We start from the raw sequence: 15526 nt of genomic DNA, 5'->3' as shown, positions 1-15526 counted from the left end.
GTAGCAGCTGAGCGGGAATTTTCATCGTTCTACTCACTACTGACTACTCACTATTCCCCTCGAAAGGAGACGGAGCCAGGCTCCGCAGACGAAAATGGCAAGACAAGATCAGGCCAACGACCAATTCTCGCTCACCTCATTCCTCTATGGCGGCAATGCCGACTATATCGACGCGCTCTACGCGGCCTATGAGGATGATCCAGAGTCCGTCAATCCGGAGTGGCAGGACTTCTTCGCGGCGCTGAAGGACGACGCCGGCGACGTACGCAAGAACGCCAAGGGCGCCTCCTGGGCGAAGCCCTCCTGGCCGCTCTCCGCCAATGGCGAGCTGGTCTCGGCGCTCGACGGCAATTGGGGCCTGATCGAGAAGCACGTCGAAAAGAAGGTCAAGGAGAAGGCGGTCGTCAACGGCGCCGCGCTTTCCGACGCAGACGTGCACCAGGCGACGCGCGATTCCGTGCGCGCCATCATGATGATCCGCGCCTACCGCATGCGCGGCCACCTGCATGCCAATCTCGATCCGCTCGGCATCGCCAAGCCGCTCGAGGATTACAACGAGCTGTCGCCGGAAAATTACGGCTTCACCGCTGCCGACTATGACCGGCCGATCTTCCTCGACAATGTGCTGGGTCTCGAATTCGGCACCATCCGGCAGATGCTCGACATCCTGACGCGCACCTATTGCTCGACGCTCGGCGTCGAGTTCATGCACATCTCCGACCCGGAAGAGAAGGCGTGGATCCAGGCGCGCATCGAAGGCGCCGACAAGGAGATCACCTTCACCGCCACCGGCAAGAAGGCGATCCTGTCGAAGCTGGTCGAGGCCGAGGGTTTTGAGCAGTATATCGACGTCAAGTACAAGGGCACCAAGCGCTTCGGCCTCGACGGCGGTGAATCGCTGATCCCGGCGCTGGAGCAGATCGTCAAGCGCGGCGGCCAGCTCGGTCTCAAGGAAATCGTGCTCGGCATGGCGCATCGCGGCCGTCTCAACGTGCTCTCGCAGGTGATGGCGAAGCCGCATCGCGCCATCTTCCATGAATTCAAGGGCGGCTCCGCGGCGCCCGACGAGGTCGAGGGCTCAGGCGACGTGAAGTACCATCTCGGCGCCTCGTCCGACCGCGAGTTCGACGGCAACAAGGTGCACCTGTCGCTGACCGCCAACCCCTCGCATCTGGAAATCGTCGACCCGGTGGTGATGGGCAAGGCGCGCGCCAAGCAGGACCAGTTCGCCGGCCGCGAGCGCGGCGAGGTCGTGCCGCTGTCGGAACGCGCCAAGGTGATGCCGCTCTTGCTGCATGGCGACGCCGCCTTCGCCGGCCAGGGCGTGATCGCCGAGATCCTCGGCCTGTCGGGCCTGCGCGGCCACCGCGTCGCCGGCACGCTGCACGTCATCATCAACAACCAGATCGGCTTCACCACCAATCCGCGCTTCTCGCGCTCTTCGCCCTATCCGTCGGATGTGGCCAAGATGATCGAGGCGCCGATCTTCCACGTCAACGGCGACGATCCGGAGGCGGTGGTGCATGCGGCCAAGGTCGCGACCGAGTTCCGCATGAAGTTCCACAAGCCGGTGGTGGTGGACATGTTCTGCTACCGCCGCTTCGGCCACAATGAGGGCGACGAGCCGGCCTTCACCCAGCCGATCATGTACCGCAATATCCGCACCCATAAGACGGTGGTGCAGGTCTATGCCGACCGGCTGATCGCCGAAGGGCATATCACCCAGGCCGAGGTCGACAAGATGCGGGCCGACTGGCGCGCGCATCTGGAAGCCGAATGGGAAGTCGGTCAGAGCTACAAGCCGAACAAGGCCGACTGGCTGGATGGCGCATGGTCGGGCCTGCGCACCGCCGACAACCAGGACGAACAGCGGCGCGGCAAGACCGCCGTGCCGGTGCGCACGCTGAAGGAGATCGGCAAGAAGCTGACCGAAGTGCCGAAGGATTTCGAGGCGCACAAGACGATCCTGCGCTTTCTCGAAAACCGCCGCCAGGCGATCGAGTCCGGCGAAGGCATCGACTGGTCGACGGCTGAGGCGCTGGCCTTCGGCGCCATCCTGCTCGACGGCAATCCGATCCGGCTTTCCGGCCAGGATTCGGAGCGCGGCACCTTCTCGCAGCGCCACTCGGTGCTTTATGACCAGCGCGACGAGACCCGCTACATCCCGCTCAACAACCTCTCGGCGGCGCAGGCCGGTTACGAAGTCATCAACTCCATGCTCTCTGAAGAGGCGGTGCTGGGCTTCGAATATGGCTACAGCCTTGCCGAGCCCAAGGCGCTGACGCTCTGGGAAGCGCAGTTCGGCGACTTCGCCAACGGCGCCCAGGTGGTGTTCGACCAGTTCATCTCGTCGGGCGAGCGCAAGTGGCTGCGCATGTCTGGCCTCGTCTGTCTCTTGCCGCATGGCTATGAGGGCCAGGGTCCCGAGCATTCGTCGGCGCGGCTGGAGCGATTCCTGCAGCTTTGCGCCGAAGACAATATGCAGGTCGCCAACGTTACGACGCCGGCTAACTATTTCCACATCCTGCGGCGGCAGCTGAAGCGCGACTTCCGCAAGCCGCTGATCCTGATGACGCCGAAGTCGCTGCTGCGCCACAAGCGGGCGGTGTCGACGCTGCCGGAAATGTCCGGCGAAAGCTCGTTCCACCGGCTGCTGTGGGACGATGCGCAGCTGTTGGCTGACCAGCCGATCAAGCTGGTCAAGGATTCCAAGATCCGCCGCGTCGTGCTGTGCTCGGGCAAGGTCTATTACGACCTCTACGAGGAGCGAGAGAAGCGGGGCAGCAACGACATCTATCTGTTGCGCGTCGAACAGCTCTATCCGTTCCCGGCCAAGGCGCTGATCACCGAATTGTCACGCTTCCGCAATGCCGAGATGGTGTGGTGCCAGGAGGAGCCCAAGAACATGGGCGCCTGGTCGTTCATCGACCCGTATCTCGAATGGGTGCTGGCGCATATCGACGCCAAGCATCAGCGGGTGCGCTACACGGGACGGCCGGCCTCGGCCTCGCCGGCGACCGGGCTGATGTCGAAGCATCTCAGCCAGCTCGCCGCGTTGCTCGACGATGCTCTCGGCGAATAATAAGCAGACCTGACGAAACAGACCTCAAGAAGACAACGGACAGGCACAATGGCTACCGAAATCCGCGTCCCCACCCTCGGCGAATCCGTCACCGAGGCGACCGTCGGCAAGTGGTTCAAGAAGGTCGGCGACGCGATCGCCGCCGACGAGCCGCTGGTCGAGCTCGAAACCGACAAGGTGACGGTGGAAGTGCCGGCCGCGGGCGCAGGCACGCTTTCCGAGATCACCGTCAAGGAAGGCGAGACGGTCAATGTCGGCGCGCTGCTCGGCTCGATTTCGGCCGGCGGCGCCGCCCCGGCGACCAAGCCGCAGGCGGTGGCGCAGGCCTCCAGCCCGGATGCGGCGTCGACGGTCAAGCAGGCCACTGCCGAGACCGCCAAGGTCGCCGGCGACGGCGGCCAGATCGAGCCGCGCGCCATGCCGCCGGCGCCGGCTGCAGCCAAGCTTATCGCGGAGCACAATCTCTCGGTCGACCAGTTGTCCGGCTCAGGCAAGCGCGGGCAGGTGCTGAAGGGCGACGTGCTCGACGCCATCGCCAAGGGTGCGCCCTCGCAACCTGCAGAGACGCCGAAGGCGGCCCCGGCGCCAGTCGTCGCCCGCGCGCCGTCGACGGCCGAGGACGCGCCGCGCGAGGAGCGCGTGCGCATGACCAAGCTGCGCCAGACCATCGCGCGCCGCTTGAAGGAAGCGCAGTCGACCGCCGCCATGCTCACCACCTTCAACGAGGTGGATATGAGCGCGGTGATGGCGCTCAGGTCCAAATACAAGGACGTGTTCGAGAAGAAGCATGGCGTGAAGCTCGGCTTCATGGGCTTCTTCACCAAGGCGGTGACGCATGCGCTGAAGGAGATCCCGGCCGTCAATGCCGAGATCGACGGCACCGACATCATCTACAAGAACTTTGCCCATGTCGGCGTCGCCGTCGGCACCGACAAGGGCCTGGTGGTGCCGGTTGTGCGCGATGCCGACCAGATGTCCATCGCCGAGATCGAGAAGGAGATCGGCCGGTTGGGCCTCGCCGCGCGCGATGGCAAGCTGTCGGTGGCGGATATGCAAGGCGGCACCTTCACCATCTCCAATGGCGGCGTCTATGGCTCGCTGATGTCGACGCCGATCCTCAATGCGCCGCAGTCGGGCATCCTCGGCATGCACAAGATCCAGGACCGGCCGGTGGTGGTCGGCGGCCAGATCGTCATCCGTCCGATGATGTATCTGGCGCTCTCCTACGACCACCGCATCGTCGATGGCAAGGAAGCGGTGACCTTCCTGGTGCGCGTCAAGGAAAGCCTGGAGGATCCCGAGCGGCTGGTGCTCGATCTGTGATCGGGCCGAGCGCGCCGTGAGCGGCTGGCTGGACGGGATCGGCTTCAAGCTCGGCCGGATGGCGCGGAGCTCTATGCGGGTTTTCCGACGCGGCATCGTCCCGCTTGGCATCTCGGCAGCCGCCGTCCCGTCGCTGGCCATCGCCGCCGACTGGGACCCGGCGACGGCGAGCAGCAATTTCGGCATCTTCGCGCTCTCCGACCTGCAGTTGGCGGAACGCAAGATCACCGTCACACGGATCGGCGAGCTCGAATTGCCGACCGGCGAGATCCTCGCCTGCGATCCGCTGATCACGGATGACGACTGGCCGGCGCTGGCCCGCAGGGTGAAGCCCGGGCGCTACCCGGTCACGCTGTTCGAGGCGCAGGGCCGCGTCGCGGCGGCATTCCTGCGCTTCCGTTCCGGCGTGCCGGTGCGCTGGGAACTCGCCCTCCTGCCCGGGCAGGATGTTTCGACGCTGAACGGCGACGAAATCTTCGGCTATCCCGTCGATGCCGGCCTAGGTTCGTTCATGGACAAGGCGGCGATGGCCTTGATGACGGCGGCGCAGAACAAGCTCAAACCGGATCAGAATTATTATGACGACGTGCTGGCAGCCGAGTTCGCGCCCAACCAGGACCGGTTCGTCATGCACCATCCGGACGCCGGCAATCCGGTCAACATCGCGATGTTCTGGAGCGGCTGGGGCGATGGCTTCTACCCGTCCTTCTGGGGGCTGGACGCGGCGGGCGAGCCGGTGGTGCTGATGACCGATTTCGGCGTGCTCGAAAACGCCGACGGCCGCGAGAGCGACCCGGCCAAATGATGACGAATGCCTCCTCGCCCTTGATCGGATTTATGGCCGGGTCGCTGGCGCTTACAGTCGCGACGTCCGGCGCCCACGCCGCCTGCCCGATCCAGCTTGCCGTCTATGGCGAGGCAAAAAGCGGCGCCGAGATCGACTTCACGCCGGCCGGCACGTCGGCGACGATCACCAATGCCTTCCGCATGATCCTCGACAACAATGTCGTGCTCGAGGGTATCGGCATGTGGACCGAGGGCTCGGCCGCGCGGCCGCATGGCTCGCTGATGTACAAATGCCCGACCGGCGACGTCACCGGCGACGAGCTCGCCGCCTGCACGGTCTGGGAAGGCGTCATCTACAGCGCCGATGACAAGGGCGGCGTCGGGCTGTTGCCGGCCGAAGGCGCCGACGCGCCGAAAAGCCTGATCTTGCCCGATCTCGGGCCGTCGCTCGAAATGTCGGCCGCCTATGGTCCCGCCGGCTTTTCGAAAGTGCCATGGGACATCTTCGTGCTGAAAGGCTGCCAGGAATGAGCGCGGACAAGAAGACGCTGCTGGTCACCGGCGGCAGCCGCGGCATCGGCGCCGCCATCTGCCGCCAGGCGAGTGAGGCCGGCTACCGCGTAGCGGTCAATTACGTTTCCAACCAGGCGGCGGCCGATGCGCTGGTCGGCGAGCTCAAGGCCGCCGGCGGCGATGCCTTCGCGGTCAAGGGCGATGTCGGCAGCGAAGCCGATGTCCTCGCGATGTTCGAGGCGGTGGACCGGGCCTTCGACCGGCTCGATGCCTTCGTCAACAATGCGGGCATCGTCGACCTCAAGGCGCGCGTCGACGAGATGAGCACGGAGCGGGTCGAGCGCATGATGCGCATCAACGTCGTCGGCTCGTTCCTGTGCGCACGCGAAGCGGTGAAGCGCATGTCGACGCGGCATGGCGGCAAGGGCGGCGCCATCGTCAACATCTCGTCCGCTGCCGCCAGGCTCGGCTCGCCTGGCGAATATGTCGACTACGCCGCCTCCAAGGGCGCGATCGACACGCTGACCGTCGGGCTTGCGCGTGAAGTCGCGCTGGAAGGTATCCGCGTCAACGCGGTCAGCCCCGGCATCACCGAGACCGAAATCCACGCTTCGGGCGGCCAGCCGGACCGGGTGGCGCGGCTGCAGGATCTGCTGCCGATGAAACGCGCGGGCACGGCGGATGAAGTCGCCAGCGCGGTTCTCTATCTTCTGTCGGACGCGGCCTCCTATATAACGGGCGCGATCCTCAATGTGAGCGGCGGCCGTTGAAGGCCAGACCAGAAGGACACCATCATGGCTTATGACGTCGTAATCATCGGATCGGGACCGGGCGGCTATGTCTGTGCCATCAAGGCGGCGCAGCTCGGCCTGAAGACGGCGGTGGTCGAGAAGAACGCCACCTTCGGCGGCACCTGCCTCAACATCGGCTGCATCCCGTCGAAGGCGCTGCTCTACGCTTCCGAGATGTTCGCAGAGGCCGGACATGCCTTCGATACGCTGGGCGTCGAGATCCCGGCGCCAAAGCTCAATCTGAAAAAGATGATGGCGCACAAGGACACGACGGTGGCGTCAAACGTCAACGGCGTCGCCTTCCTGTTCAAGAAGAACAAGATCGACAGCTTCCGCGGCACCGGCAAGGTGGTCGGCGCCGGCAAGGTTTCGGTGACCGGCGAGGACGGCAAGGTCGAGGAGATCGAGGCCAAGAACATCGTCATCGCCACCGGCTCGGATGTTGCCGGCATCCCGGGCGTCAAGGTCGATTTCGACGAGAAGGTGATCGTGTCCTCCACCGGCGCGCTGTCGCTGGCCAAGGTGCCCGCCAATCTCGTGGTGGTCGGCGGCGGCGTCATCGGACTGGAACTCGGTTCGGTCTGGGCCAGGCTCGGTGCCAAGGTCACTGTCGTCGAGTTCCTCGACAACATCCTAGGCGGCATGGATGGCGAGGTCTCGAAGCAATTCCAGCGGCTGTTGTCCAAGCAGGGCTTCGAGTTCAAGCTCGGCGCCAAGGTTACCGGCGTCGCCAAGGCCAAGAAGGGTGCGACGGTCACCTTCGAGCCGGTCAAGGGCGGCGCCGCCGAAACCATCGAGGCCGATGTGGTGTTGGTCTCCACCGGCCGCCGCCCATACGCTGATAGCCTGGGACTGAAGGAAGCCGGCGTCGAGATGGACGAGCGCGGCCGGGTCAAGACCGACGGGCATCTGCGGACCAACGTTCCGGGTATTTATGCCATCGGCGACGTCATTGCCGGGCCGATGCTGGCGCACAAGGCCGAGGACGAGGGCGTGGCCGTGGCCGAGACGATCGCCGGCCAGGCCGGTCATGTGAACTATGACGTCATCCCGAGCGTCGTCTACACCAGCCCGGAAATCGCCTCGGTCGGCAAGACCGAAGAGGAGCTGAAAAAGGCCGGCATCGACTACAAGGTCGGCAAGTTTCCGTTCAGCGCCAACGGCCGCGCGCGCGCCATGCTGCATACCGACGGTTTCGTGAAGATCCTGGCCGACAAGACCAGCGACCGCGTGCTCGGCGTCCATATCGTCGGCTTCGGCGCCGGCGAGATGATCCATGAGGCGGCGGTGCTGATGGAATTCGGCGGCTCCTCGGAAGACCTCGCCCGCACCTGCCACGCGCACCCGACGATGTCGGAAGCGGTGAAGGAAGCGGCGCTGGCGACATTCTTCAAGCCCATCCATATTTGATCGCGATTGGCGCCGAACGCTCGCGAGTTCGTCATCCTAGGACGGAGCAAGGAGCGAAGCGACGCGCGCAGACCCTAGGATCCATTCCGTGACGCTAAGGCGTTGCAACGATTACAGGATTCTGCACCGTCGCGTTTGTGACGGAGGTCACGGCATGGATCCTCGGGTCAAGCCCGAGGATGACGAAGGCGCGGTTACCCCAAACAAAAACGGCCCGCCTTTCGGCGGGCCGTTCGTCGTCAAGCTGTAGCCCGATTACTGGGCGGGCGCAGGTGCCGGTGCAGGAGCCGGAGCGGGCGCAGGGGCCGGCGCGGGTGCGGGAGCCGGGGCTGGCGCTGGCGCTGGAGCGGGCGCTGGTGCTGGTGCTGGTGCTGGTGCCGGCGCGGGAGCCGGCGTTGCAGGAGCCGGAGCCGGCGTGCTGGCGGCCGGCGGCTCAGCCGGGGCCGGGGCATGCTCGCCGCCGCTTCTGCCAAAGACATAATACGCAACAATGGCCAGGATAATGACAACTAGGGCGATCAGCCACCCGCTACCGCCGCCACCCGACGTGGGAGGCGTGCTCGAAGGGGTGAAGGGGTCGTTAGGGTTCGCCATGAAACGTGTCCTCCTTGGATGAAAGCATCAAAATAACAGCCATCAACGCGCGGATCCCGCAATGGGTTTCACACGGACGGACCGAAAGCGCTGAAAAACCGGCGTTTTCGGGCCCGCCAATCGCCAGGCGACTCAGTTGACGACGGTAACAGTATACCCTGCCTTGCGAAAATCCTCGACCAGTCCTTCCGGACCGGGCAGATGCATGGCGCCAACCGCCATGAAGACGTTGCCCTTGGCCAAAATCGGACCGGCATGCGCCGCCATCACCTTGTTGCGCGCGGTGATCATGGTCTGCTCGAAGGCAGCGTCGCCGGCCGGGTCGTTCGCGGAACCGGGCATCACGGCCCGAAGCAGCGGCCAGAACATCCCGGTATCGCCGTGCTGGTAGAGCACGATCATGGTCTCGTTGACGTCATTCACCTTGTCACCGAGCTTCATCGTCTCGACAAGGCTCTTCATGTGGAATTCGAGCGGCAGCGAGGCCATGGCGCGCAGCTGATCGACAGCGGTTTCGAGCCCTTCGACGTCCTTGCCCAAAACCTTGGCGTCCGAAGCGAGCTTGACGTCCAGCACGGGCTCGCCGGCGGCCTGGCGCGCCACCTCGCAGGCCGGCAGCGCCATCATCGCCGACAGGATCCACGGCTTCATCTTGGCGACCGTCGCCGGTGGAATGCCGCGGGCGTCGAGCCCCTTGTTCAGCGCCGCCGCATCGTCGGGCGACAGCAGCGACGAGAGCGTGGTGTTGTCGGTGAACATCATCAGGGCGGGCTCGCTGGCCATCGCCGCCATCATCTTGGCCTTGTCCATCGCATCGGTGGTCTCGATGATGATGGTGCCGGCGCCGTCATAGGCTTTTTGGGCGGCGGCCGGCAGCGTGGTGACGCGCGTGTCGGTCATGTGCATGGTGCCGAACAGGTAGGACGGCTTCTCGCCCGGCTTCTCCAGCTTCCACAACAGGCCCTTGCCGTTGGGAACGGCCGCCGCTTCGGTCCCGACCTTCTTGAAGGCGGCGGGATCGCTCTTTTCGAGCGCGGTCAAAAGATCGGTGCCGGCGCAATTGGGCACTTCGGCATGCGCCCGGCCGGCGAGCAGCAGAACGACGAGGAAAGACAGGAAAAACAGCAGGTTGAGCGCTGCCAGCAGCTTCAACGAGACAAGGGCCGCGCGGTCGGCGATGGCGATGACGCGTTTCATGAGAAGCGTCTTAGCGCTGAAAAGCGGCAAAACGGTTAATCGAGAGAATGAAATTGTTTCCGGTCCGGTAAGCTTTGACGTTCGCTCGGGTTGTCGGATCGAAAACCTTGACGATTGGCTGAAACACCCATCGCGTCGTCATCCACGGGCGGAGCAAGGAGCGAAGCGACGCGCGCAGACCCGAGGATCCATTCCGTTGCCTGAGTCGTGGAATGCGGCGATCCAGAATTCTGCACCGTTGCGGGGCGCCGAGGTCACGGCATGGATACTAGGGTCTCCGCGACGGAGCTTCGCTCCTGCTTCGCCCTAGTATGACGAAGTCAGGGACTCAGGCGCGGGGATGCGCCTTCTCGTAGATGTCGAGCAGCCTTGCGGTGTCGACGCCGGTATAGATCTGGGTGGTCGACAGGCTGGCGTGGCCGAGCAGTTCCTGGATGGTGCGCAAGTCGCCGCCACGGCCGAGCAGGTGCGTGGCGAAGGAATGCCGCAAGGCGTGCGGCGTCGCCGTGTCCGGCAGGTTGAGCGCCGAGCGCAGCTTCGCCATCTCGCGCTGGATGATGGCCGGGTTGAGCGGTCCGCCACGGGCGCCGCGGAACAAAAGGCACTTGGGGTCGATGTGGAAAGGGCAGAGACGGCGGTATTCGGCGACCGCGTTGCGGGCCACCGGCAGCACCGGCACCAGCCGTGTCTTGCCGCCCTTGCCGGTAACGCGCAGCACGGTGTCGTCTGCTGAAGCAAGGTCGGCTCCGGCCAGGCCAAGCGCCTCTGAGATGCGCAGGCCGGAACCGTAGAGCAGCGTCAGCACCGCGGCGTTGCGGGCGGCGATCCAGGGTTCTTCCGCCAGTTGCCCCTCCACCGCCACCACCTGCCTGGCGTCGCTTGCCGTCAGGGGCTTGGGCAGCGATTTCGGTTGTCGCGGCGCGCGCAGGGCCGCCGCACCCGCCGCGTTGACCAGCCCGCGTTTTTCAAGAAAGCGCAGCAGCGAGCGGATGCCGGCAAGGCCGCGCCCCAGCGTGCGGGCACCGGCGCCGGCGTTGCGCCGCGCGGCGAGGAAGCCGCGCAAATCGGCCGGGCGCAGGTCGGCGATATCCGAAATGCCCGGCGCGCCGCCAAGATGGTCGGTCAAAAAATGCAGGAACTGGCGAGTATCGCGCTCATAGGCCTCGACGGTCTCCGGCGACAGCCGGCGTTCATGCGCCAGCGTCTTCAGCCAGGTCTCGCGCGCAATCTGAAGGTCGGGTTTTGCCGGGATGAGGAATTCCTGCATGGCGGCAGTTTCCGGCATGCGGGTTAGGAAGCGGTGAAGAGGCGGTCATTGAAATGACAGATTGAGGGGGATAGAGCAGGGCAAAGGAAGCGCCGCCATGTCGAAGCCCGAAAACCCCGTACAGATGGCCGTCATCGGTGCCGCCCACGGCATCAAGGGCGAACTCAGGGTGAAAACCTTCACCGGCGATCCGCTGGCGCTGGCCGATTACGGCCCGCTTTATGCCAAGGACGGGCGCGCCTTCCAGATCAACGATATCAGGCCGGCGGGCACCGTTGTCGTCGTTCGCTTCAAGGGCGTCGGTGACCGCAATGCCGCCGAGGCTTTGGCCGGCACCGAGCTTTTCGTCGACCGCTCGGTGCTACCGGACGATGGCGAGGAGGACGAGTTCTATCACGCCGATCTCATCGGCCTCGACGTCAGGGACGATACCGGCGTCATAGGCAAGGTCGTGGCCGTGCATAATTTCGGTGGCGGCGACATCCTCGACGTCACGCTTGCCGGCCGCAAGGGTGTGCTGATCCCGTTCACCCAGGCCGCGGTGCCGCACGTCTCGATCGCCGACGGTTTTGTCGAGATCAACCCGCCCGCGGCCGGCCTGGTCGAGGATGAGGAAGACGGCGCGGCGCCTGGCCGTTCCGGCTTCGACCCGAAAGGCAGGCCGCGCGGACCGAAGGATGCCGGGGGCAACCGTTGAGCTTTGCCGCCTCGGTGCTGACGCTCTATCCGGAGATGTTCCCGGGCGCGCTCGGCCTGTCGCTGGCCGGTCGCGCGCTGGAGGCCGGGACATGGTCGCTGGAAGCGATCCAGATCCGCGATTTCGCCACCGACAAGCACCGCACCGTCGACGACACGCCGGCCGGCGGCGGCGCCGGCATGGTGATGCGCGCCGATGTGCTGGCCAAGGCGATCGACCACGCCTCGCCGCCGGGCGATCCGCGCCCGCGCCTGCTGATGAGCCCACGCGGCAAGCCGTTGACCCAGGCGCGTGTGCGTGAACTGGCCGACGGCCCGGGCGCGGTGATCCTGTGCGGCCGCTTCGAAGGCGTCGACCAGCGGCTGATCGAGGCGCGCGGGCTGGAGGAAGTCTCGGTCGGCGATTTCATCCTGTCCGGCGGCGAGCCGGCCGCGCTGGTGCTGCTCGACGCCGTGGTGCGGCTCTTGCCCGGCGTCATGGGCAATGCGGTCTCGGGCGACGAAGAGAGTTTCGAGAACGGCCTGCTCGAGCATCCGCACTATACGCGGCCGCAGGAATTCGAGGGCCGGCAAATCCCGGACGTGCTGATCTCCGGCAACCACAAGAAGATTGCCGCATGGCGGCGCGCCGAGGCGGAGAAGCTGACAAGGGAACGGCGGCCGGACCTGCTGGCGAACGATCCGCCCCGCTAAAGCGGTTCACCGTTTCACGGAACCGGCGAACCATTTCTGTAGCGTCAGCACAAACACTGGAGATTGGCTGAAGCCTCCCAACTTCGTCATCCCCGGGCGGAGCAGCCGCGAAGCGGCGTCGCGGAGACCCTGGGATCCATTCCGTGACCTGAGCCGTGGAACGCAGCGGAGCAGAATTCTGCATCGTGAGCAGCGCTTCGACGTCACGGAATGGATCCTCGGGTCTGCGCGCGTCGCTTCGCTCCTTGCTCCGCCCATGGATGACGATCGCGATGGGCGTTTCAGCCGATCTCCAAGGCTTGCGCCGAAAACCGGTACCCATTTTTCGCTTACGCGGTCCCGCGGTTCGGGATCGTAGTTCTCAGCCCTTGGTAAAATAGTAAAACGCCAGGAACAGGCCGACGGCGACGACGAAGCCGCGCACCACGCCCTGCGGCACGCGCTTGGCGATCCAGACGCCGGCATAGCCGCCGAGCGCGCCGCCCGGGATCATGACGATCGCCTGCGGCCAGGCGACGACCCCGCCGGTGACGAAGACCAGGATGGCGATGGCCGCGATGACCACGGCCAGCATATTCTTCAGCGCATTGAGCTTGTGGTAGTCGCCGGCCTGCGTCAGGCCGAGAGTGGCGAGCATCATCACGCCCATGCCGGCGCCGAAAAAGCCGCCATAAACGGAGGTCGCGAACTGGGCGAGCGATCCGGCGAGCGAGCCGACCGAGGCCTGGTGTTCAGGTCCGGCCGTCGGCTTCAGCCATGGCCCGGCGGCGAACAGCGCGGTCGCGGCGATCAGCAGCCAGGGCACCAGCGCGCGGAAGGACGGGTTGGAGAGCGCAAGCAGGATGAGCGAGCCGGCCAGCGCGCCGAAGGCCGAGATCACGCAAAGCAGCAGCGCCTGGCGCCAGAAATGCCTTATGTCGTCGAGATAGGCGAGCGTCGAGGTGATATAGCCGGGAAACTGCGTCACCGAGGAGGTGGCGTTGGCGACGATCGGCGGCACGCCGACCAGCGTCATGGCGCCGAAGGTGACGAAGGTGCCGCCGCCGGCGACGGCATTGACCGCGCCGGAGACAAAACCCGCGAGAAAGAGCAAGGCGGCATCGAAAAAACTCATTTCCCCCGCTTAGAAAGCTTGCGGGGCGCGCGCAACCCGGCACGGCGGCAATGTCATGGGGCCATCAGCCGCAAAAAATGTGCCGCAAAGTCCCGTTTTGATGCCTGTCGTCGCTCCAGAACCGCGCACACTTCCGTGCGACATGCATTTGGGCGTGACAAAGCGGCAAAATGGCTGTATGTGCCCGCCCGAACCGGAAGAACGATCTTCTGGACCCGTCAACAAGTGCGGTGTAGTCGTCCCTGCCCGAAGGGCATAGCCGAGCGGTCATAGGAACTGCAAGGCGAGCGTAGGACGCTCTGACTGTCGGAAGAACAAGAAGTGGATTTTTGAGATGGATCTCATCCGTCAACTCGAGGCCGAGCAGGCCGCCAAGATCGAAGCCAAGCGCAAGCTGCCCGAATTCCAGCCGGGCGACACCGTGCGCGTCCAGGTGCGCGTCACCGAAGGCACCCGCACCCGCGTCCAGGCCTATGAGGGCGTCGTCATCGCCCGCTCCGGCTCCGGCTTCCAGGAGAATTTCACCGTACGCAAGATTTCCTACGGCGAAGGCGTCGAGCGCGTTTTCCCGGTCTACTCGCCGATGGTCGAAGGCGTCGAGATCGTGCGCCGCGGCAAGGTGCGCCGCGCCAAGCTCTATTACCTGCGCGACCGTCGCGGCAAGTCGGCCCGCATTTCGGAAAACACCGGCGTCCGCGCCCGCAAGCTGAACGACGAAGAGCGTGATGCCTTGGCAGCCGAGCGCGCCCGCATCGAGGCCGAGAAGGTCGCCGCCGCCCAGGCGCTGGCCGCCGAGACGGCCGCCAAGGAAGCCGCCGAGAAGAAGGCCGCCGCCGAGGCTGCTTCGGCTGAATAAGGCTTTTGGCGAAATAGGTTCTGGAAAGGCGGCTTCGGCCGCCTTTTTCATTTTCACCGGGTTGTGATCGCTCGCCATAGGGAAAACCACGCCGCCGTCGTTGACATTCATTTATCTTGTACACTAAATGATCGTGTACAAATAAAATGGAGATAAAGATGTCGGCACTTTACAGCACCCAGGCTCATGTCACCGGCGGCCGCAACGGCCATGGCGAGACCAGCGACGGCCTGCTCAAGGTCGATCTGGCGATGCCGAAGGAACTCGGCGGCAAGGGCGGCGCCACCAATCCAGAGCAACTCTTCGCGGTCGGCTACGCGGCCTGCTTCGAGAGCGCCGTGCGCTTCGTTGCGCGCCAACAGAAGCTGCCGCTTGAGGACGCTTCGGTCAGCTCCACGGTGAGCCTCCACCCGAACGACCAGGGCGGCTTCCGCCTCGGCGTCGCGCTGGCGGCCGAGATCAAGGGACTTGATCAGGCGAGCGCAGAGGCGCTTGTATCGGAAGCGCACAAGATCTGCCCGTATTCCAACGCCATCCGGGGCAATATCGATGTGGCGCTGTCCACCACGGCGCTTCCGGCAAAGGCAGCATGACGACGACAACCGAAACCATGGCCAAGCAAGCCCCGGCGCAAGACGCCGGGGCGATCGCCGTGCCACGCCTCGACCAGCAGCTCTGCTTCGCGCTCTATTCGGCCAGCGGGCTGATGACGAAGCTCTACCGGCCGCTGCTCGACCCGCTCGGCCTCACCTACCCGCAATACCTTGCAATGCTGGCGCTGTGGCAGCATTCGCCGAGCACGGTCGGCGAGCTCGGCGCGGCACTTGGCCTCGATTCGGCGACGCTGACGCCGTTGATCAAGCGCATGGAAGCGGGTGGCTTGGTGACGCGCCGGCGCGACGCCGCCGACGAGCGCCGGGTTCTGGTCGAACCGACCGCCAAGGGCGAGGCGCTGCGGGCGAAGATGAAGGACGTGCAGGAAGGACTGAGTTGCAGCATGCCGCTGGAGCGGGCCGAGCTGAAAGCCCTGCACGGCACGCTGACACGGCTGGTCGCCGGGTTGCGCGAGGCCACCGCCGATCAGGATTGATCCGGCAACGGCCATCCTCGAAACGATCCCCGAAGAGCATTGGATTTGCGTATAGCGCGCAACGTCGCAGCAGACCGGCTTGCAAGGCGCTTGCGGCAGGCTAAAGTCGGCGCC

14 protein-coding genes are annotated in these 15526 nt (G+C 65.2%); 11 read left to right on the top strand and 3 right to left on the bottom strand.

Annotation, left to right across the window (positions count from 1 at the left end; all coding sequences use genetic code 11):
- Positions 1 to 94 precede the first annotated feature (94 nt).
- The 6 genes from KVT37_RS15245 to lpdA all read left to right on the top strand — a co-directional run bounded on the left by KVT37_RS15245 (position 95) and on the right by lpdA (position 7905).
- Positions 95 to 3082 (top strand): 2-oxoglutarate dehydrogenase E1 component, encoded by a 2988-nt coding sequence (locus tag KVT37_RS15245; RefSeq protein ID WP_217574345.1) that lies wholly within the window; start codon positions 95 to 97, stop codon positions 3080 to 3082.
- Between the two features lie 48 nt (positions 3083 to 3130).
- Positions 3131 to 4405 carry a 2-oxoglutarate dehydrogenase complex dihydrolipoyllysine-residue succinyltransferase gene (gene odhB, locus KVT37_RS15240; RefSeq protein WP_217574343.1) on the top strand — a complete coding sequence of 425 codons (1275 nt, stop codon included), beginning with the start codon at positions 3131 to 3133 and terminating at the stop codon, positions 4403 to 4405.
- Positions 4406 to 4478: 73 nt separating this feature from the next.
- Positions 4479 to 5210, top strand: a complete 732-nt coding sequence (locus tag KVT37_RS15235) for a DUF4241 domain-containing protein (RefSeq protein WP_217574474.1) — start codon at positions 4479 to 4481, stop codon at positions 5208 to 5210.
- Positions 5211 to 5242: 32 nt separating this feature from the next.
- Positions 5243 to 5722, top strand: a complete 480-nt coding sequence (locus KVT37_RS15230) for a hypothetical protein (RefSeq protein WP_254634032.1) — start codon at positions 5243 to 5245, stop codon at positions 5720 to 5722.
- On the top strand, positions 5719 to 6474 hold the full coding sequence (locus KVT37_RS15225; protein ID WP_217574341.1) for an SDR family oxidoreductase: 756 nt from the start codon (positions 5719 to 5721) through the stop codon (positions 6472 to 6474). The genes KVT37_RS15230 and KVT37_RS15225 overlap by 4 nt, the downstream gene beginning before the upstream one ends.
- 24 nt (positions 6475 to 6498) lie before the next feature.
- Complete coding sequence (gene lpdA / locus KVT37_RS15220) at positions 6499 to 7905, top strand: dihydrolipoyl dehydrogenase (protein ID WP_217574339.1); 1407 nt, start codon at positions 6499 to 6501, stop codon at positions 7903 to 7905.
- 726 nt (positions 7906 to 8631) lie between these two features.
- On the opposite strand, the gene KVT37_RS15215 is transcribed toward lpdA, so the two are convergent.
- Together KVT37_RS15215 and KVT37_RS15210 are read right to left on the bottom strand one after the other, a co-directional pair.
- A complete protein-coding gene (locus KVT37_RS15215) occupies positions 8632 to 9696 on the bottom strand; it encodes a TraB/GumN family protein (protein WP_217574337.1) in 1065 nt (354 codons plus the stop codon).
- A gap of 328 nt (positions 9697 to 10024) precedes the next feature.
- Positions 10025 to 10963 carry a tyrosine recombinase XerC gene (locus tag KVT37_RS15210; protein WP_217574335.1) on the bottom strand — a complete coding sequence of 313 codons (939 nt, stop codon included), beginning with the start codon at positions 10961 to 10963 and terminating at the stop codon, positions 10025 to 10027.
- A 97-nt stretch (positions 10964 to 11060) separates the two neighbouring features.
- Between KVT37_RS15210 and rimM the strand changes: the two genes are divergently transcribed.
- Positions 11061 to 11660 (top strand): ribosome maturation factor RimM, encoded by a 600-nt coding sequence (gene rimM, locus KVT37_RS15205; protein WP_217574333.1) that lies wholly within the window; start codon positions 11061 to 11063, stop codon positions 11658 to 11660.
- Entirely contained in the window at positions 11657 to 12352 is a 696-nt protein-coding gene (gene trmD, locus KVT37_RS15200) for a tRNA (guanosine(37)-N1)-methyltransferase TrmD (RefSeq protein ID WP_217574330.1), read from the top strand. Before rimM ends, trmD begins: the two co-directional genes overlap by 4 nt.
- A gap of 361 nt (positions 12353 to 12713) precedes the next feature.
- Here trmD and KVT37_RS15195 read toward each other — a convergent pair whose 3' ends face one another.
- Positions 12714 to 13466, bottom strand: a complete 753-nt coding sequence (locus tag KVT37_RS15195) for a sulfite exporter TauE/SafE family protein (protein ID WP_217574328.1) — start codon at positions 13464 to 13466, stop codon at positions 12714 to 12716.
- A gap of 334 nt (positions 13467 to 13800) precedes the next feature.
- Between KVT37_RS15195 and rplS the strand changes: the two genes are divergently transcribed.
- The 3 genes from rplS to KVT37_RS15180 all read left to right on the top strand — a co-directional run bounded on the left by rplS (position 13801) and on the right by KVT37_RS15180 (position 15412).
- Complete coding sequence (gene rplS, locus KVT37_RS15190) at positions 13801 to 14322, top strand: 50S ribosomal protein L19 (RefSeq protein ID WP_217574326.1); 522 nt, start codon at positions 13801 to 13803, stop codon at positions 14320 to 14322.
- A 158-nt stretch (positions 14323 to 14480) separates the two neighbouring features.
- The gene (locus tag KVT37_RS15185; RefSeq protein WP_306796933.1) at positions 14481 to 14915 is read left to right on the top strand and encodes an organic hydroperoxide resistance protein; all 435 of its coding nucleotides are present in this window, start codon (positions 14481 to 14483) and stop codon (positions 14913 to 14915) included.
- The gene (locus KVT37_RS15180; RefSeq protein WP_217574322.1) at positions 14912 to 15412 is read left to right on the top strand and encodes a MarR family winged helix-turn-helix transcriptional regulator; all 501 of its coding nucleotides are present in this window, start codon (positions 14912 to 14914) and stop codon (positions 15410 to 15412) included. The genes KVT37_RS15185 and KVT37_RS15180 overlap by 4 nt, the downstream gene beginning before the upstream one ends.
- Positions 15413 to 15526 lie beyond the last annotated feature (114 nt).

This window comes from Mesorhizobium sp. GbtcB19, from assembly GCF_019091085.1.
In the GTDB taxonomy this organism is placed as follows: domain Bacteria; phylum Pseudomonadota; class Alphaproteobacteria; order Rhizobiales; family Rhizobiaceae; genus Mesorhizobium.
This window is presented reverse-complemented; position numbering and strand designations above follow the sequence as displayed.